19 protein-coding genes are annotated in these 17,566 nt (G+C 66.9%); 9 read left to right on the top strand and 10 right to left on the bottom strand.

Going from position 1 to position 17,566, the window contains the following annotated elements:
* Positions 1–24 precede the first annotated feature (24 nt).
* Complete coding sequence (locus tag AB1285_RS01385; protein WP_187662397.1) at positions 25–519, top strand: transporter substrate-binding domain-containing protein; 495 nt, start codon at positions 25–27, stop codon at positions 517–519.
* Positions 516–1,526, top strand: coding sequence for a cation transporter (locus AB1285_RS01380; protein WP_370428586.1), 1,011 nt, complete (start codon positions 516–518; stop codon positions 1,524–1,526). Before AB1285_RS01385 ends, AB1285_RS01380 begins: the two co-directional genes overlap by 4 nt.
* Here AB1285_RS01380 and AB1285_RS01375 read toward each other — a convergent pair.
* From AB1285_RS01375 to AB1285_RS01360, 4 genes are all read right to left on the bottom strand, one after another.
* A complete protein-coding gene (locus AB1285_RS01375) occupies positions 1,494–2,984 on the bottom strand; it encodes a thioester domain-containing protein (protein ID WP_370428585.1) in 1,491 nt (496 codons plus the stop codon). The two genes, AB1285_RS01380 and AB1285_RS01375, sit on opposite strands and share 33 nt — an antisense overlap.
* Positions 2,985–3,291: 307 nt before the next feature.
* Positions 3,292–3,807: a hypothetical protein gene (locus AB1285_RS01370; protein WP_280568104.1), complete on the bottom strand. Its 516-nt coding sequence runs from the start codon at positions 3,805–3,807 to the stop codon at positions 3,292–3,294.
* A 13-nt stretch (positions 3,808–3,820) separates the two neighbouring features.
* Positions 3,821–4,672 carry an aminoglycoside phosphotransferase family protein gene (locus AB1285_RS01365; protein ID WP_280568102.1) on the bottom strand — a complete coding sequence of 284 codons (852 nt, stop codon included), beginning with the start codon at positions 4,670–4,672 and terminating at the stop codon, positions 3,821–3,823.
* A 1-nt stretch (position 4,673) separates the two neighbouring features.
* Positions 4,674–5,294 carry a cyclodeaminase/cyclohydrolase family protein gene (locus AB1285_RS01360; protein ID WP_370428584.1) on the bottom strand — a complete coding sequence of 207 codons (621 nt, stop codon included), beginning with the start codon at positions 5,292–5,294 and terminating at the stop codon, positions 4,674–4,676.
* Positions 5,295–5,411: 117 nt separating this feature from the next.
* Here AB1285_RS01360 and AB1285_RS01355 point away from each other — a divergent pair, with 117 nt between their 5' ends.
* Complete coding sequence (locus AB1285_RS01355; protein WP_370428583.1) at positions 5,412–5,801, top strand: hypothetical protein; 390 nt, start codon at positions 5,412–5,414, stop codon at positions 5,799–5,801.
* Between the two features lie 17 nt (positions 5,802–5,818).
* On the opposite strand, the gene AB1285_RS01350 is transcribed toward AB1285_RS01355, so the two are convergent.
* The gene (locus AB1285_RS01350) at positions 5,819–6,490 is read right to left on the bottom strand and encodes a hypothetical protein (RefSeq protein WP_370428582.1); all 672 of its coding nucleotides are present in this window, start codon (positions 6,488–6,490) and stop codon (positions 5,819–5,821) included.
* 211 nt (positions 6,491–6,701) lie between these two features.
* Here AB1285_RS01350 and AB1285_RS01345 point away from each other — a divergent pair, with 211 nt between their 5' ends.
* The 4 genes from AB1285_RS01345 to AB1285_RS01330 all read left to right on the top strand — a co-directional run bounded on the left by AB1285_RS01345 (position 6,702) and on the right by AB1285_RS01330 (position 8,654).
* Positions 6,702–7,016 (top strand): hypothetical protein, encoded by a 315-nt coding sequence (locus AB1285_RS01345; RefSeq protein ID WP_370428581.1) that lies wholly within the window; start codon positions 6,702–6,704, stop codon positions 7,014–7,016.
* Positions 7,017–7,116: 100 nt separating this feature from the next.
* On the top strand, positions 7,117–7,734 hold the full coding sequence (locus AB1285_RS01340; RefSeq protein ID WP_429977414.1) for a hypothetical protein: 618 nt from the start codon (positions 7,117–7,119) through the stop codon (positions 7,732–7,734).
* 88 nt (positions 7,735–7,822) lie between these two features.
* Entirely contained in the window at positions 7,823–8,284 is a 462-nt protein-coding gene (locus tag AB1285_RS01335) for an adenylyltransferase/cytidyltransferase family protein (protein ID WP_268776581.1), read from the top strand.
* A 94-nt stretch (positions 8,285–8,378) separates the two neighbouring features.
* Positions 8,379–8,654 (top strand): hypothetical protein, encoded by a 276-nt coding sequence (locus AB1285_RS01330; protein WP_259954065.1) that lies wholly within the window; start codon positions 8,379–8,381, stop codon positions 8,652–8,654.
* Positions 8,655–8,915: 261 nt separating this feature from the next.
* Here the strand turns inward: AB1285_RS01330 and AB1285_RS01325 are convergent, their stop codons facing one another.
* From AB1285_RS01325 to nrdH, 5 genes are read right to left on the bottom strand one after another with little or no spacing between them, the layout of a single operon-like run.
* Positions 8,916–11,123 (bottom strand): restriction endonuclease, encoded by a 2,208-nt coding sequence (locus AB1285_RS01325; protein ID WP_370428579.1) that lies wholly within the window; start codon positions 11,121–11,123, stop codon positions 8,916–8,918.
* 18 nt (positions 11,124–11,141) lie between these two features.
* Positions 11,142–12,122 carry a class 1b ribonucleoside-diphosphate reductase subunit beta gene (gene nrdF, locus AB1285_RS01320; RefSeq protein WP_060922463.1) on the bottom strand — a complete coding sequence of 327 codons (981 nt, stop codon included), beginning with the start codon at positions 12,120–12,122 and terminating at the stop codon, positions 11,142–11,144.
* Positions 12,123–12,161: 39 nt separating this feature from the next.
* Positions 12,162–14,306 carry a class 1b ribonucleoside-diphosphate reductase subunit alpha gene (nrdE, locus tag AB1285_RS01315; protein WP_060922464.1) on the bottom strand — a complete coding sequence of 715 codons (2,145 nt, stop codon included), beginning with the start codon at positions 14,304–14,306 and terminating at the stop codon, positions 12,162–12,164.
* Positions 14,303–14,737, bottom strand: coding sequence for a class Ib ribonucleoside-diphosphate reductase assembly flavoprotein NrdI (nrdI, locus tag AB1285_RS01310; protein WP_060922465.1), 435 nt, complete (start codon positions 14,735–14,737; stop codon positions 14,303–14,305). The genes nrdE and nrdI overlap by 4 nt, the downstream gene beginning before the upstream one ends.
* 57 nt (positions 14,738–14,794) lie before the next feature.
* Positions 14,795–15,028, bottom strand: coding sequence for a glutaredoxin-like protein NrdH (gene nrdH / locus AB1285_RS01305; protein ID WP_017202656.1), 234 nt, complete (start codon positions 15,026–15,028; stop codon positions 14,795–14,797).
* A 422-nt stretch (positions 15,029–15,450) separates the two neighbouring features.
* Here nrdH and AB1285_RS01300 point away from each other — a divergent pair, with 422 nt between their 5' ends.
* Both AB1285_RS01300 and AB1285_RS01295 read left to right on the top strand, forming a co-directional pair.
* The gene (locus AB1285_RS01300) at positions 15,451–16,614 is read left to right on the top strand and encodes an MFS transporter (RefSeq protein ID WP_268776580.1); all 1,164 of its coding nucleotides are present in this window, start codon (positions 15,451–15,453) and stop codon (positions 16,612–16,614) included.
* On the top strand, positions 16,611–17,528 hold the full coding sequence (locus AB1285_RS01295; RefSeq protein WP_292796097.1) for a sugar kinase: 918 nt from the start codon (positions 16,611–16,613) through the stop codon (positions 17,526–17,528). Before AB1285_RS01300 ends, AB1285_RS01295 begins: the two co-directional genes overlap by 4 nt.
* The last annotated feature ends 38 nt before the right edge of the window (positions 17,529–17,566 follow it).

Raw genomic sequence — 17,566 nt, 5'->3', positions numbered from 1 at the left:
GGTCGTCGCGCGCCGATGCGCAGGATGAGCACCGGAAGACCACTTCTCCGCGAGATCGGGATCATCGGAGGGTGGCTCGCGATCGCGGCAGCGCTCGCCGGCTGCACGGCAATCCCCGCCGACGTCGACGGCACCCTCGACAAGGCCCGCGACGGCCAGATCCGGGTCGGGATCACGCACAACCCGCCGTGGACGGACACGACCGATCCGTCGGACCCGGCCGGGGTTGAAGTGCGCCTCGTGGAGGAGTTCGCCGAGACGCTGGACGCGACCGTCGTCTGGACCGTCGACAGCGAGGCGAACCTGGCCGAGCGGTTGCACGACCATGCCCTCGACCTGGCCGTCGGTGGGTTCACCGACGACACCCCCTGGGTCGAGAAGGCGGCGATGACCGTCCCATTCGACGACGCGACGACCGCGGGCGAGACGAAGAAGCACGTGATGCTCACCGTTCTGGGGGAGAACCGGTTCCTCACCACCCTGGAGACCTTCCTGCTCGAACGAGGAGACGCGCGATGAGGGCTCATCCCGACCTTCCGCCCGCGCAGCAGGACACCCTGCGTCGAGCGATCCGCTACGAGTGGTTCACGCTCGCGTTCCTCGCGGTGGCGATCACCGGCGTCTACCTCGTCATGGGCAGCTCGCAGGCGATGAAGGCCGCGTGGATCGAGGACCTGCTCTCCCTCGCCCCGCCGATCGCCTTCCTCGTCGCCGTCCGCATCATCGCGAAGCCGCCGACCGTCAAATACCCGTACGGGTTCTTCCGCTCCGTCGGTGTGGCCCACCTCGTCGCCGGCGTCGCCCTGTTCGCGATGGGCGCGTTCCTCCTGGTCGATTCCGTCATCGGGCTGGTGAGCGGCGACCGGCCTCCGATCGGGTCGGTCCAGGTGTTCGGACACGTGATCTGGTCGGGCTGGCTGATGATGGGCATGATGGCGCTGACCATTCCGCTGCCGATCTACTTCGGGCGTGTGAAGATGCGCCTGGCCAAGGATCTGCACAACAAGGTCCTCTATGCCGATGCGGACATGAACAAGGCCGACTGGATGACCGCGGCCGGCTCGATCGTCGGGGTCGGCGGGATCGGGCTCGGGCTGTGGTGGGCGGACGCCGCCGCCGCGACCTTCATCGCGGGGAGCATCCTCTGGGACGGGTGGCGCAACACCCGCGCGGCGATCACCGACCTCATGGACACCAGGGCGACGACCTTCGACGACGAGAAGCCGCACCCCGACTCCCACGCCGTGCTGGACCACCTCCGCGCCCTGCCCTGGGTCCGCGACGTCGCGGTGCGGACGAGGGATCAAGGCCAGTTCTTCCACGTCGAAGCGTTCATCGTGCCCGTCGACGATGCCCTGCCCTCCCTGGCCGACCTCGACCGCGCGCGCCAGGAGTGCCACGAGCTGGACTGGAAGCTCGTCGACGTCGTCCTCGTGCTCGTGCCCGAACTCGCCGACCATCTGACGCGGCGGGAGGACGAGGACGAGGCATCGTCAGCGCAGGTTCGCCCGTCGCCGCACCCGTAGCAGGGCACCCGCGAGCAGGAGACCGAGCCCGGCCACCGTCAGCGCGCCCGTCATCGGCGTCGGCCCGGAGGCGGCGAGCCCTTCGCCCTCACCGCCGCCTCCGCCGCCTTCCTCGCCGCCGCCGTTGCTCGGCGACTCGACGGGGTCGTAGGTGTTCGTCACGGTCACCGCCACCGGGGTGGTCGCAGCGGCGTCCACCGTCACGGTCGCCGGTTCGATGGTCTGCGCGGCGAGCGTGACCGCGTCGTTGGCGCCGTCCGCGGACTCGCTGACCGTGCAGGTCGCGCCATCCGGCAGCCCGGAGAAGACGACGGGGTCGGCGGCCGTCGCTCCGGCGGGGATCGTGGCGGAGACGACGACGCCGGGTGCCGGGGCGGGCGTGCAGGCCAGGTCGATCGTGATGGCGCCCTGAAGTCCCGCGCCGTCACCTGTGATGATCTTCTGCACGGTGATCTCGCCGGAGGCGTAGGGCGTCGCCCGGACCCCGGCGCGGACCGGGAGCGTCGTCGTCTGCGCGAGGACCAGCTTCTGCGCTGCGGGTCTGTCCGAGGACTCCGGGTCGTAGAGATAGACCGTGCCCTGCGTCAGGGGCACCTGCGCCGTGATCCGGAAGCCGTTCACGGGTGCCGCGGGTCCGGTCCAGCGCGCCCAGAGCTGCGCACCGGACGCGACGGCGGTGCCGACGGGAACGGGCTGGGTTCCGGCCTGATCGAGGAAGACCTCGACGCCCGCGGCGGCGTCGAGCGTGCCGCTGGCGGTGCCCGAGACGGTGAACGGTCCCACGATCGAGCCGTCTTCCGGGATCGTCGTCGTGCCGGGCTCGATGCCGAGCGTCGGCACCGACGGCTCCGGGAGACCTCCGCTGTCCAGCGCATCCTGGACGACAGCGGCCGTGGCGTTCCGGATGGTCGCGGTGGTGCCGGTGGCCAGGACGAATCCGTCACTGAAGTACCAGATCGCGCTCTGCACGGCCGCCACCTGCTGGGCGAGGGTGAGCCCGGAGATCGGGTTGCTCGTGTCGAACGGGAAGTAGTTGGTGAGGATGTAGTTGATGTAGTCGAGGTTGGGCACATTGGACTCGTCCCACTCGCCGATGTTGTAGCCCGCCCCGACGCCGGTCTCGGTACTGAAATCGATGCAGTACGCCGAAGCCGTCGCCCCCGAGACGGGATCGGCGATGGTGATCAGCTGGGGGCTCACGGCCTCCACCGAGGCCCCGGTCGCCGGATAGGGGCCGGGCGTGGGCCCCAGCGTCGTCAGCTCGCCGGTCACGTTCGTCGGGTACTGCGAGCCGGTGATGGTGACCTGCGTGAAGAAGCCGGCCCGCGGAAGCACCGGATCGGGATCCCACAGAGCCGATGCCGACGTGGCTCCGAAGAGCACCATCGCCGCGGCGATGGCCGTCGCCAGAAGAGCCCCTGCCGTGCGCGTACGCGATCGCGTCGTCTCGGTGTGCATGGTGTCCCTCGATCTCGCCGATGATCCGAGTGACGGGTTCCCCGACCTGCGACAGCCCGCCGTTGGTCACCGACGATAGGCACAAGCTCCTCCGGCGAAAAGGGGGTGAGCGATGTTCACCCGGGTGAGTCCGGGTGACCTGTCGCGCAAGCGAGCGCCTCCTCGCGCAGCGGAGCGCCCGCCGGGGGAGGGAGTTGGGTGGCAGGCGCTCCGTCGGCCGCAGCGCGACCGGCAAGGCCCCCCGAGTCGATCGGTGCAGCACGTTCAGGATGAACCATGCGTACGGCCCGCGCAACGGGTGTGTCCGTCAGTGTCCGTGCGCGAGCTGCTGGACGAGCACGACGATGCCGCCGAGCCCGACGAGGATCCCCAGGGCGATGAGCTGCTGCCATCCGCTCACTCCCGTCCGGCGGACGGCGACGTATCCGATGAGTCCGAGGATCGCGACGTAGACGATCGACGCGATGGTCAGCGCCGTCCGCAGCTCGATCCATCCGAGCACGGCGACGAGGAGGACGAGCAGTGGCATCGCCGCCGATCCCAGCGCTGTACCGGTGAGCCGCAGCACATCCCGCAGCTCGGACCCTCGGGGGAAGCTGCCGTGCGCCGCAAGATGGGCGACCAGATCGGCGGCGAAGCCCGCGAGGGCGATGGCGACGATGCCGACGAGCAGAGTCACCGTGGCCTGCAGGGCGCTGGTGTGCTCCACGTTGGAGTTCTGCACGAGCACGATGGCGAGGCCCGTGAAGGTGGCGTACACCCGCTCCTTAATTGCGGCGCGGTCGTGCTCGGGCCGAGCGGCATCGGAGTCCGGCGTGCTCATGGGCGGGATGCTATCAAGACAGCCCTGCAGACCGAAGCGCATCGTCGAGCACCTTCGCGGCGGTCGGGATCGTGGGCCGGCCGTCCTCGATCTCCCAGAGCGTGTTCTGGAGGAGCCGCGCGCTCGTCCAGCGGGCCGCGCATGCGCGGTCGAGGTGGAGCATGTCGGAGAGGATGTCGAACCGACGACGCACGATGCGTGCCGCATCGGCGGTACGCGGGTCCCGGCTCCATCCACTGTCCAGAGCCGGCCACAGATCGAAGCCCGCGTCGCCGATGAGCGGCTCGGGGTCGATCGCCAGCCACGGCTCGCGCTCCGCGCCGAGGACATTGCCGAAGTGCAGGTCCCAGTGCAGAAACCGGCTGCCGGGCATCGCAGCGACGTCCGCGACGAGGTGCAGCCACCGGTCGAATCGTCGTCGGTCCTCGCCCGACAGCAGCACCGCCGCTCCCGTCGCATCGTTCAGCATCTGCGACACCACCGCCTCCAGGCGCGGAAGACCTGGCGGCGGGTCGACGCGGTGCAGGCGTTCGAGAAGGGAACCGACGACGCGCGTGGCATCGTCGTCCTCCATCGCCTCGAGGCTGCGCTCGGCATCGAGACGTTCGAGGAGCATCGCGCCTTGATCGGGGGCACTCGCGAGGAGCCGGACGATGGCTCGCCCGTCCCACCGCCCCAGCCCGACGACCGCCGCGTCGAACTCCGGCCCCGGCTGCTGCACCTTCACCACGGCGATGAGACCGTCCGGCCGCCGGACCGGGACGACGATCCCCGCTTCTCCGGACCGGAGGGGCCCGTCCGGAGAGAGACTCCACCTGTCCAGGACCTCCGCGGCGCGCGCATGCAGCGCTTCCTCGTGCGCCACGTCAGTTCAGGCGCGCGGACAGCTCCGCCGTGATCCGCGAGACCTGGGTCCGCGCCTCCGCCAATCGCCCGACCTCCTCGTCGAGCCCGGACCGCATGGACGGCGAGGCGCCGTGTGCGCGAGCGAGCTGCAGGTTAGCGCGGAGGTTCAGGGAGGCACCCGAGAGGCCGGCCTCCAGGGCCTCCGTCGCGACGGCGAGGTCCACGGCGAGGTGCGGGTTGCCGTGCGACGCGAGGGTGCGCGCCTCCGCGACCAGGGTGATGCCGATGCGGCCGAGGCGCGCGACGGACGCAGCGGCGTCGAGGGCGGCGTTCCGCACCCTCTCCTCCCGTGCCGGGGCCTCCGGTGCCAGTGCGAGCGCGGCACCGAAGCCCGCCGACACCACGCCGTCCGCCTCGACGGCCTGCAGGAGCTCCGCGCGCACGGGGTCGAGGCGGCCGGTGCTCTCGGCGACGGCAGGATCCTCGCGGGTGTATCCGGCGACCATGCCCATCAGTGCCGCGGCCAGGCCGAGCATGACCCCCGACGCCGCACCTCCGCCAGGCGAACCGGTGGGCTGACTGAGCGCGTCGAGCCAGGCGTCCATCGGACGGGACGTCGGGATGTCTGCAGAATCCGTCATGCCGGTCAGACTATCCGTGGGAAGGATGCAGTATGACGGCGGATCAGCGAGCGGTCCTCCGTGATCGGGTGCCGCGTCTCCCACGACTCCGGATGCAAGCGTCTCTACGATGGACTCGTGCAGCTCGTCGACGCCCTCTCCGTCGTCGGCGAGGTGCTGTCCTGGATCGGCCTCGGCATCGGCGTGCCGCTCCTCATCGTGGCGATGCTGATCCACCTCGTCGAGGGGCAGTGGGTTCCGGTCGAGATCGCCGTGATCGATCGGGACGGCCGCCGCACCGCTCGCTGGTTCGCGGGCGGCGACTTCCACGAGAGACCGCTGCGCCGCAGCGAGCCCACGGCCACCACCGATGGATGGCTCGACGGGTTCCACAGCTCGAACGACCCGGCCCGCATCCGGATCGGTGAGCCGCCGCATCTGCGCCGGGTCCTGCGGACTGTCGGGGTCGTCTTCGCCGCGGTCGGTGCCGTCGGCCTGATGGTGTCGTTCCTCCCGCTGGTCCTCTGACGTCGCGCGCGGAAGCCTCACGCCGTCGACGGTCGCTGCGAGGATGACCGGCGGAACGATTCCAGCGCCGTGCGATACGTGGCGGCGTCGTTCCGTACCGCATCGGTGACCAGGAGGGCGCGAGGTCCGATCTGCCGGACGTACACCCCGCGGCACGGCAGCGTCACCACCTTCCCGAGGCCCCGACGCCAGGCGTCGGCGAGCGTTGCCACGTCCCCGTGTTCAGGGCTGTCCGCGAGTGTCGTGCGGTTCGTCGCGAGGTGCGCGTCGGAGCCACGCCGCTCCCATTCGCGGTACGCCGCGTCGTCGAAGACATCGTCTCCGAACTCATCCCGCGCCGTGGGGCCGACGAGCTGGCCGAGCAGCGTCTCCCGCTCATCCGGACCCATCGTCGGATCGAGGGCGCGGTCGAACAACGTCCGATCCGGCTCCGTCGCGGCGTGCGCGACAGCCTTGTCCCAGATCCGGGGCCAGACCTCCGCCCAGTGATCACGGGTCTGCGCTCCCACGGGCCGCTCCGCCTCCGCTGGCCGGTCGACCAGGAGCGGCGGGAGCGCGTCGTCGACGGGGACCAGCCCGTGCGCCTCCCGGACCCAGAGCAGTTCGAGCAGGGCGTGAGGGCGATCGTCGACGGTGATGATCATGTCGTGCGGCCACGGGTCCCCCGGTATCGGGGTCATCGATCGCATGCGCCCTCCGCTCCCCTCGTCGACTGACCGCCGCCGCGGAGCACCGGGCCGACGACCCCTCGCAACGCGCTGACGTCCTCGTCATGTTCGGTGTTCATCGGCCCCCCTCCCCCGGCTCGCCCCTCATCTTCGCATCCTCCGATCGCGAGGAGCCGTGGTCACCGAGAACGACGCTTTCGTCGCGCGATCAGGCTGTGGCTAGGATCGCCCCGTGAGCCAGATCATCCCGTCACCTCGTCGCCGAGCCTTCGGATGTGGGGTCGCGGCCACCGTCGTGGCGCTCGTCGGGATCCTGCCGACCGCGATCGTCTTCGTCCTGGCGGGGACGGCGGACCCGAACTACGGATGGCTGTTGTTCCTCACGCTGCCGCTCGCGGTCCTCTTCGGTGGCACCGCCCTCATCCTCGGCGTCATCGGGCTCGTCTTCGCCCGTGCCGACCGCGTCGGCTACGCGTGGCCGGTCGCGGGAACCGTGCTGGGGGCCGTGTCGGTCCTTCCCGCCGCCGCGTTCCTCATGGGTGGCTGAGCCGCCGCGAGCCGGGTGTCAACCAGCCCCAACAACCCTCGCCCTCACTGCTTCCTGAAAGAGAGCCCTCGTGCGCCGGAACCCGCCCGCCAACAGACTGATGCTCGCGATGGCTGTGGCCCTGGCGGCGTTCTTCGTCTGGGGGACACTCGTGCGTCCCCTGGTCGAGGGCGAGCCGCCTGTGGCGACATCGCTGGTATTCGCGACGGGGGTACTGCTCGCGGGTCTGATCATCTGGATCGTGCTCGGACGCATCCAACGACTGCAGCGCACCCAGCGGCGAGCACTGCGGGAGCGCGAGCCGCAGGCGCGAGCCTTCGGCTCCTACGCGCTCAACGGTGTTGCAGCCTACCTGTCACGTGCGATCCCCCTCCTCGCACTCGGCCCCGCCCCCCGCGGCCTGTTGACGGCGAGCCCCACGGGCGTCATCGACCCTTCGGGGTTCCGGGTGGTCCGCGGCGGGGACCGTCTCCTCACCGCATACAGCGTGCCGCGGGATCGGATCCAGGGCGTGACGAGAGGTGCCATCCAGGAGGGCGCCTTCCTCTACCCGACCCTCGAGATCGTGGTCTCGCAGGGAGCGGGACAGGCCACGATCCCGGTCCCGGTGACCAGGGACGACGCGCCGCTTCGCCGGGAGTCACCGGACGGCATGGACCGTTTGATCTCTGACGCGGCACGCATCTGGGGCGTTCCGGTGCTCGGCGACGGCGCCTGACGCGAGCGACTCCGCGACCGGAATCGACGCGCGAGCGCGGGCCGGTAGAGTACGGGAAACAGGGGGGAACATTTTGTCTGACGAGTCCATGGCGCAACGGCGCGACTACAACCCCGGACCGCGAGTGGGGATCACCTTCTCCACCTTCGACTTGCTGCACGCAGGGCACATCATGATGCTCGCCGAGGCGAAGCGGCAGTGCGACTACCTCATCGTCGGCCTGCAGATGGATCCGACCCTGGACCGCCCGGAGAAGAACGCGCCGACGCAGACGGTCGTGGAGCGCTACATCCAGCTTCGCGGCTGTCAGCACGTGGATGAGATCGTGCCGTACTCGACGGAGCAGGACCTCGAGGACATCCTTCGGTCCTTCAAGCTCGATGTGCGCATCGTCGGGGATGAGTACCGCGATCGGGACTTCACCGGCCGCGCGTACTGCGAGGAGAGTGGCATCGAGCTCTACTTCAACAGCCGAGACCATCGGTTCTCCAGCTCGGGCCTCCGGAGGATCGTCGCGGAGAAGGAAGCGGAGCGCGCCGCGGGTCACTGACCCGCGTTCTGCCTGTGGCGACCTCCGGTCATCGAACTCCGCGAAGAACAGGTGACGGATGCGCACATCGACAGCGTGGGGGTTGATCGCAGCGATGACCGCGGTCTCGCTCGTCGCCCTCGGCGTCGTCATGACCTACCGCTTCGCGACTCCGCTCGTCGATCCTGCCCCGCCGACGCCGGACTACGGGGTCCAAGCGCTCGTCGCCGGCGTGACGATGGCGGCAGTGGTGGTGGGTGGCCTCGGCGCGGGCGTGTACGCGACGAAACGCCAGGTCGCCCGAGGTCGCGTCGTCGGTTGGACGGCCGCCGCGATGCTCGCGGGCACCGTCCTGGGAGCGGTTCTGGCCTTCGTCCTGAGCGCACGCTGAGGTTCGGGCTCCCGCGATCTCTGCCGGAACACGAAGGATGCCCCTGCGTCTTATCTCACGCCCGCCTCACGAGATCACGGTGCCTGAACCCGCACGTCGCGAGCGACCCCATCAAGCTGCGCCGCCGCGTCGAGGAACCGCCGAACAGTGCGTCGCCCCGAACCTGGTGCGGCGCCACACGGCGTGGCGCCGCACCACGGACTCAGAAGTCCCAGTCGTCGTCTTCCGTGGCCTCGGCCTTGCCGATGCCGTAGCCCAGGTTCATCCAAGGTGAGCGAAGAGGACATCGACCTCGTGAAGATCCTCGCGGTCGCTGTTCGACCACTCACGACGGTCGAAGTCGTCGTCCGGGTCGGGCTCCCATACTTCATTCAACCGCTCCCGGACTCTCTCTTGCACGTCCACAAATTCGACCGGGAAAGACTCGAGTACGCTCTGCAAAGCGTGGAGCAATTCAAAATCCGAATCGTACCCGTCCCTGTCGGGATCATCGAGGGCCCATTCGATGCTCTCGACAAGCATGGCTTCGAGATGTGACTCCACCCCAGACTCGCATTCGCGCTCAAACTCGTGAGCCGCTGAGATGTCGTGCATCCCAATCTCATCATCGACCCATACTCGGCGAACTTCCGTGGCGAGAATCTCCGCCTCACTCGCAGTCAGCAACGGCTCAAGCGCCCAGTACGCCCGAATACGCGCGTCAACATCTGACTCCTCACGCATGAAATCATGCGTGAGCTTCAGTATGTCGGTTGTCGCGCTAACCCGACCCCTGTGAGCATGATCATCCAGAACGCCCATGCCCATGGCAACGAGCCGTAGACCGTCTAGTCCTCGAGACCGCCTCAGAATCGGCACGAAGAACTCATCGACTGCTCCCAAAAGAGCCACCCGGCTTGGAACCTCAAGATCCTGCCACGGCCTGGAGGCGCGGATTCCCTTGCCACTCAGCATTGCGAAGAGGACTGCGATCGATGAAGGTTCTGCTGATTGCAGGTGCGCCCTGAAAGCTCGAAGATCTGAAAAGAGTCGCGATAGTAGAAAGTCTCTGATGCTTGGGTTTTTTGCCGAGAACTCATATTCTCCGAACGCGTCTCGGTCAACATCAATAAAAATACCCTCGAGGACGTCTACGTCAGAGTCAGTTACCACCGTAGATTCACCCCACGCCGATAAAACCGATTGCGCAGTCGCACTTGCACTTGCCTTGGAAGTATCCGTCAACCCGACACAGATCGCTAACGCCAGCGCTCTCTGGGCACTGGAGAGCTCCACCTCGTACACACTGTTCCACAAGGCAGAGGGCGAGTTCAGCGAACTCAACATGAACTCCGCAAACCCTGCGCCCTTCGACCCACCCCCAAGTGCTTGAGCAGCGGACACAATCGACTCGATCAGACGAGGATTGTAGTTGGGGTGCCTAATCACTCGGAGATAGGCGCGATTGCGGATAATACTTCGCCTAGCGGCCTGCCCTAGCCCGGAGTAGTAAATATGATTGAACAGGATATGTCCGCGTTGAAACGCGTTGTACGTACTGACATCTACAACAACGTTTGAATCGAGAACGCGGGCAGTTCGCAACTTACTATAGGTGCTTTGAGCTGCAGTCAGGATGTACTGACGCGTGGTCAGAATCATCTTGTGTGATTTCGAATCGCGTAGTCGCTGCGCTAGTAAGTCGAGGAAGTGATCCTCACCCTTCGACAGCTTCTCCATAAGGCTTGTTTGACCGAGAAAGTCGTCGTACAGAAACAGCTGCTTCGCACCGGGCTGCCACACGTTCTCTATCTCCGAGGCATTCCGAACGTCGAAGACCTCGTAGCCGTCCGCAGCATATGTCAGAGCTACCGATTCTGCGAGTGTAGTCTTCCCCACCCCGGGAGGACCGGTGATGATCGACATCCCGTACTTCCCTAGCGATTCGTGCACGAACTGAGTCGCGTCACTCGTAACGAATAGTCTCGCCCGCCTTGCGGCGCGCTCGAGAAAATATCGTTGCCGCTCGTATACTGCATGATGCAAAACAGTCTTTAGCACCGCCAGGCTCGAAACGTATAGCTTCACGTGCAGGCGCTCAACCTCACCGTGACGATCGAGAAGGTTCTCGAGATCCTCACATGCAAGAATGTGCTCTTGCCGCAGCTTCTGTTTCCCAAATATTGCGGCGATTGTAGCTTTCGCTCCCGGGCTCGCGCGCGCTGTTGTCGCTAGCCAGTACTCGCCAAGGTCGCTTGAAGCCACCTTTCTAGCTTCACGCTCCAGCTTCGACTTAAGCTGAAGGAGCGTTCGTCCCGGCGAGTGCTTACACTGGACGGTACGCAGTGCGCCAGCGCGCAGAAGCCGGACGTCGACCCCACCATCCGGCCCAGGAGAGAACGACTCGAGCCTCTCCTTCCATTCGGCTTGAAGAAGGTCCCTAACTAGACGCTCAAAGTCGTATGAAGAGAGCGATTCATATGCGCGCAATTCCGCACCCGCGGTTCCTCAGAAGTCCCAGTCGTCGTCTTCCGTGGCCTCGGCCTTGCCGATGACGTAGGACGAGCCCGACCCACTGAAGAAGTCGTGGTTCTCGTCCGCGTTCGGGGAGAGCGCCGACAGGATCGCCGGGTTCACGTTGGTGACGCTGGAGGGGAACATCGCCTCGTAGCCCAGGTTCATGAGGGCCTTGTTGGCGTTGTAGTGCAGGAACTTCTTGACGTCCTCGGTCAGGCCGACGCCGTCGTAGAGGTCCTGCGTGTACTGCACCTCGTTGTCGTAGAGCTCGTAGAGCAGGGAGAACGTGTAGTCCTTGAGCTCGTCCTTGCGCGCCTGGTCGGCCGTCTCGAGTCCGCGCTGGAACTTGTAGCCGATGTAGTACCCGTGCACGGCCTCGTCGCGGATGATGAGGCGGATGAGGTCGGCCGTGTTCGTCAGCTTCGCCTTCGAGGACCAGTAGATCGGCAGGTAGAAGCCCGAGTAGAACAGGAACGACTCCAGCAGCGTGGAGGCGACCTTGCGCTTGAGGGGGTCGTCTCCCTGGTAGTAGTCCATGATGATCTGCGCCTTCTTCTGAAGGTTCGCATTCTCCGTGGACCAGCGGAACGCCTCGTCGATCTCCTTCGTCGACGCGAGCGTCGAGAAGATCGAGGAGTAGCTCTTCGCGTGCACCGACTCCATGAACGCGATGTTCGTGTAGACGGCCTCCTCGTGAGGCGTGATCGCGTCGGGGATCAGCGACACCGCGCCGACGGTGCCCTGGATCGTGTCGAGGAGCGTGAGCCCGGTGAACACCCGCATGGTGAGCAGCTGCTCGTCGGGGGTGAGCGTGTTCCACGACTGCACGTCGTTCGACAGCGGCACCTTCTCCGGCAGCCAGAAATTGTTCACCAGACGGTTCCAGACCTCGAGGTCCTTGTCGTCCTGGATGCGGTTCCAGTTGATCGCCTGCACGCTGGAGACCAGCTTGAGCGGGGAGTGAGGAGTCATTCTTGTCCTAGTTCCTGGGTCACTGAGCCTGTCGAAGTGTCAGAGCATGCACGAGACGCACTCGGTCATGTCGGTGCCCTCGAGCGCCAGCTGACGCAGACGGATGTAGTAGATCGTCTTGATGCCCTTGCGCCATGCGTAGATCTGGGCCTTGTTGATGTCGCGCGTGGTGGCGGTGTCCTTGAAGAACAGCGTCAGCGACAGACCCTGGTCGACGTGCTGCGTGGCCGCGGCGTACGTGTCGATGACCTTCTCGTAGCCGATCTCGTACGCGTCCTGGTAGTACTCCAGGTTGTCGTTCGTCATGAACGCCGCCGGGTAGTAGACGCGACCGAGCTTGCCTTCCTTGCGGATCTCGATCTTCGAGGCGATCGGGTGGATCGAGGAGGTCGAGTTGTTGATGTAGGAGATCGAGCCCGTCGGTGGCACGGCCTGCAGGTTCTGGTTGTAGATGCCGTGCTCCTGGATCGACGCCTTGAGCTGGACCCAGTCCTCCTGCGTCGGGATGTGCTTGCCCGCGAAGAGCTCCTTGACCTTCTCGGTCTCCGGCACCCACGCCCGGTCGATGTACTTGTCGAAGAACTCGCCGGACGCGTAGGTGGAGTCGGCGAACCCGTCGAACGTCGTGCCGCGCTCGATCGCGAGCTGGTTCGAGGCGCGCAGCGCGTGGAACAGCACGGTGTAGAAGTAGATGTTCGTGAAGTCGACACCCTCCTCCGAGCCGTAGAACACGTGCTCGCGGGCGAGGTAGCCGTGCAGGTTCATCTGGCCGAGGCCGATCGCGTGCGACCGGTCGTTGCCGTCCTCGATCGAACGGACCGAGCCGATGTGGCTCTGGTCGCTGACCGCGGTGAGCGCGCGGATCGCGGTCTCGACCGTCTGGCCGAGGTCGTCGGCGTCCATCGACAGCGCGATGTTCATCGAGCCGAGGTTGCAGGAGATGTCCTTGCCGATCTCCTTGTACGACAGGTCGTCGTTGTAGGTGGTCGGCGTGTTCACCTGCAGGATCTCGCTGCAGAGGTTGGACATGTTGATGCGCCCCTTGATGGGGTTGGCCTTGTTGACCGTGTCCTCGAACATGACGTACGGGTAGCCGGACTCGAACTGGATCTCGGCGACGGTCTGGAAGAACTCGCGCGCGTTGATCTTGGTCTTCTTGATGCGCGGGTCGTCGACCATCTCGCGGTACTTCTCGGTGACCGAGATGTCGCCGAACGGAACGCCGTAGACCTTCTCCACGTCGTACGGCGAGAACAGGTACATGTCCTCGTCGTTCTTGGCGAGCTCGAACGTGATGTCCGGCACCACGACGCCGAGCGACAGCGTCTTGATGCGGATCTTCTCGTCGGCGTTCTCGCGCTTGGTGTCGAGGAAGCGCATGATGTCGGGGTGGTGGGCGTTGAGGTACACCGCACCCGCACCCTGACGCGCGCCGAGCTGGTTGGCGTAGCTGAAGCTGTCTTCGAGGAGCTTCATGACGGGGATGATGCCCGAGGACTGGTTCTCGATCTGCTTGATCGGGGCACCCGACTCGCGGATGTTCGACAGCAGCAGGGCCACGCCGCCGCCGCGCTTGGAGAGCTGCAGCGCGGAGTTGATGCCGCGGGCGATCGACTCCATGTTGTCCTCGATGCGCAGCAGGAAGCAGCTGACGAGCTCGCCGCGCTGCGCCTTGCCCGCGTTGAGGAAGGTCGGGGTGGCCGGCTGGAAGCGACCGGAGATGATCTCTTCGACGAGGTTCACGGCGAGCTTCTCGTCGCCGTCCGCGAGGGCGAGCGCGGTCATCACGACGCGGTCCTCGAAGCGCTCGAGGTAGCGCTTGCCGTCGAACGTCTTCAGCGTGTAGCTCGTGTAGTACTTGAACGCGCCGAGGAACGTCTCGAAGCGGAACTTCTTCGAGTAGGCGAGGTCGTTGAGCTTCTGCACGAAGTCGAACGAGTACTTCTCGATGACGGCGCCCTCGTAGTACTCCTTCTCCACGAGGTAGTCCAGGCGCTCCTTGAGCGAGTGGAAGAACACCGTGTTCTGGTTCACGTGCTGCAGGAAGTACTCCCGCGCGGCGCGCTTGTCGGCGTCGAACTGGATCTTCCCGTTCGCGTCGTACAGGTTCAGCATCGCGTTGAGGGCGTGGTAGTCCAGACCCTCGTATGCGGGGTTCACCTTGAATGCCACTGTCTCGGTCACTGAAGATTCCACCGTCGTTCCAATCCGTCGCTCACGCGATCCACGTCGTCCTGTGTGCCGAAGATCTCGAGCCGATACAAGTGAGGCACGTGGCACTTGCGGCTGATGATGTCGCCGGCGAGGCAGAACGCGTCGCCGAAGTTGGTGTTGCCCGCGGAGATGACCCCGCGGATGTGACGCCGGTTGCGCTCGTCGTTGAGGAACCGGATCACCTGCTTGGGCACGGCCCCCTTCTCGACCCCGCGCCCGGCACCTCCGCCGTAGGTGGGGGTGACCAGGACGAAGGGCTCGTCGACGACGAGGTCCTCTTCGTTCCGGTGGAGGGGGATGCGTCGGGCGGGAAGCCCGAGCTTCTCGATGAAGCGCGCGGTGTTACCCGACACGCTCGAGAAGTAGACCAGGAGCGGCGCAGCGGTCGCGACGGCGCTCATAGCTCTCTCCTTGGGTTCCTGAGCCTGTCGAAGGGCCGGGTCGGTGAGCCTGTCGGACTACGCCAGGCGGGACGCGAGCTCGTCGATCTTGTCGGGACGGAAGCCCGACCAGTGGTCCTCGTCGGTGACGACGACGGGAGCCTGCATGTAGCCGAGCGCCTTGACCTGCTCCAGCGCCGTCGGGTCCTCCGACAGGTCGTGGATCTCGTACTCGATGCCCTTGGCATCCAGGGCACGGTAGGTCGCGTTGCACTGGACGCAGGAAGGCTTGGTGTACACCGTGATCGACATCTGAACCCCTCAAATCTCTGGTTTCTCCGGCAGACCTCCGCCGGGATCTCAATACTACATATAGGGACGGACATTCGGTGCGACCACAAGGGGTAGTAGTTACATCCGTGTAGTTTTTCCACCGCTCTCTACAGATACAACACAGGTTGTCCACCGTTTCTTCCACAGGCGGACCCCCTCTCCCGGGGTCGGCGACCCGCGGGAAATCGCGGCTGGGAGGAGCCTGGGAGAGATCCATCCACAGGAGGCACCCTACGAGGGGCATCCGACATCCCCAGGCCTGTGGAATTCGTCGTTCGGCGTGTCCACGGCGTGTCGCGGCGTGTCCATCGCCGGCCCATCGCACCGACGTCCCCGCCGCCCGGTACCGTTGTCGGGTGGCGGGCTATCGGGATCTTCTTCGCACGCCGGGAGTGGGCCGCATGATCGCCGCCCAGCTCACCGCGCGCTTCCCCAACGGGATGATGTCCTTGGCGATCCTGCTGCACGTCGAGCAGCAGACCGGATCGTACGGATCGGCGGGCCTCGTGCTCGCCGCGACCAGTGTCGGCCAAGCGGTCGCCGGCCCCATCACCAGCCGGTGGATGGGAGCCTGGGGCATGCGGCGGGTGCTGACCCTCACCCTGTCCGTCTGCGTCATCGCGGTACTCGGCCTGGGACTGCTGCCCCTCTCGGTCCCGGGATACATGGCCCTGGGCATGATCGCCGGCCTCTCGACGCCGCCGGTGCAGGCGGCCGTCCGCACCATCTACCCCAAGCTCGTGAACGCCGGTCAGCTCACCCCGCTGTTCTCCCTCGACGCGTCCCTGCAGGAGATCATCTGGGTGCTGGCGCCGGTCGTCATCACCCTCGTCTCCACCCAGGTCGGCACCATGGAGGGCCTGCTCCTGGTGGCGATCGTCCTCGTCGCCGGCGGTGCGTGGTTCATCCTCTCCCCCGAGGTCGGCCGCGTGCGCATCCCGCGCAGCCGCAACGCGCTGGGCACGGTCGTGCTCAAGCCGCCCGTGCTCCTCGCGACCGTCATCGGATTCCTGCTCATCGGCGCCTGCTCGGCGGTCGAGGTCGGCGTGGTCGCGACGTTCGAGCACGGCAGCCTCGCGGCGGGTCTCGTCCTCGCGGTCTTCTCCGCCGGCAGCCTGGCCGGCGGCCTCGCCTTCGGCCACATCCCGATCGGCCCCTGGGCGATGGCGCGCCGCCTGCTCATCGTCACGGTGGGCCTCGCCCTCACGATGGTCATGCTCAACGTCTACTGGCTGGGCGGCACGCTCATCCTCGCCGGCATCGGCATCGCCCCCGCCCTCGCGGTGCTGTTCGCCATCACCACGGCCAGCGTGAAGTTCAGCGAGACCGCCGAGGCCTTCGGCTGGGCGGGCACCGGGCAGCTCATCGGCGCCGCGGCCGGATCGGCGGTCGCCGGCTTCCTCGTCGACGTCGGCGACTGGCGCGGTGCGTACCTGGCCGCCACCATCTTCGCGGCGGTCGGACTGCTCGTCTCCATCGTGTTCGTGCGGTCCTTCCCCGATCTGCGTCACCGCGACGCCAGCCCCCATCCCGACACCGAGCCCCTGGCGGTCACCCCCTCATGAGCCCCTCCGTCCCGTCCTCCTCCCCCGCGATCGTGTGCGTCGGCGAGTCGATGGCCCTGATCACGCCGACCGGCGCCGACCTCACGACCGCCGACACCGCGTCGATCACCCACGCGGGTGCGGAGGCGAACGTCGCCGTCGGCGTCGCGGCCGCCGGCCACCGGGCCGTCTGGGCCTCCCGTTTCGGCGACGATCCTCTCGGCCGCCGCCTCTCCACGGAGCTGGAGCAGCGTCGCGTCGAGCTGTGGACCGAGCTCGACGCGGAGGCGCCGACCGGAGTGATGTTCAAGGATCCCGGTGTGGAGTCCTCGGCGGTCTACTACTACCGTCGCGGCTCCGCGGCCTCGCGCATGGCACCCGGGTTCCTGTCCCCCGCGCAGCTCGCCGGCGTCCGTATCGTGCACACCACGGGCATCACCCCGGCGCTGTCTGCGACCTGCCTGGCGATGGTCGACCAGCTCTTCGCGGACGCGCGCACCGCCGGAGCCGTCGTCTCCTTCGATGTGAACGACCGCCGGGCGCTGTGGAGCCCCGAGGAGGCGGCCGCGACCCTCACGCGCCTGGCCGACGCCGCCGACATCGCCTTCGTCGGCCGCGACGAGGCCGAGCGCATCTGGGGCACCGCGACGGCCGCGGAGATCCGCGCGCACCTTCCGCACTGCGGTCTGCTCGTCGTCAAGGACGGCGACGTCGGCGCCACGGCCTTCGCCGGTGACGCGGACCCGGTCTTCGTGCCCGCTCCGACCGTGGACGTGGTGGAGCCCGTCGGTGCGGGGGACGCCTTCGCCTCCGGGTTCCTGGCCGCGACGCTCGACGGCGCCGACCTCGAGACCCGCCTGGCCGCAGGACACGAGGCCGCAGCGCGAGTGCTCCGCATCGCGGCCGACCTGCCGCCGCTGGAGCCGGCGCGCTGACTCCGCCCGCCGCGTCCTGGCGCGGTCGTAGGCTGGTG

This window comes from Microbacterium sp. NRRL B-14842, assembly GCF_050470785.1.
This window is presented reverse-complemented; position numbering and strand designations above follow the sequence as displayed.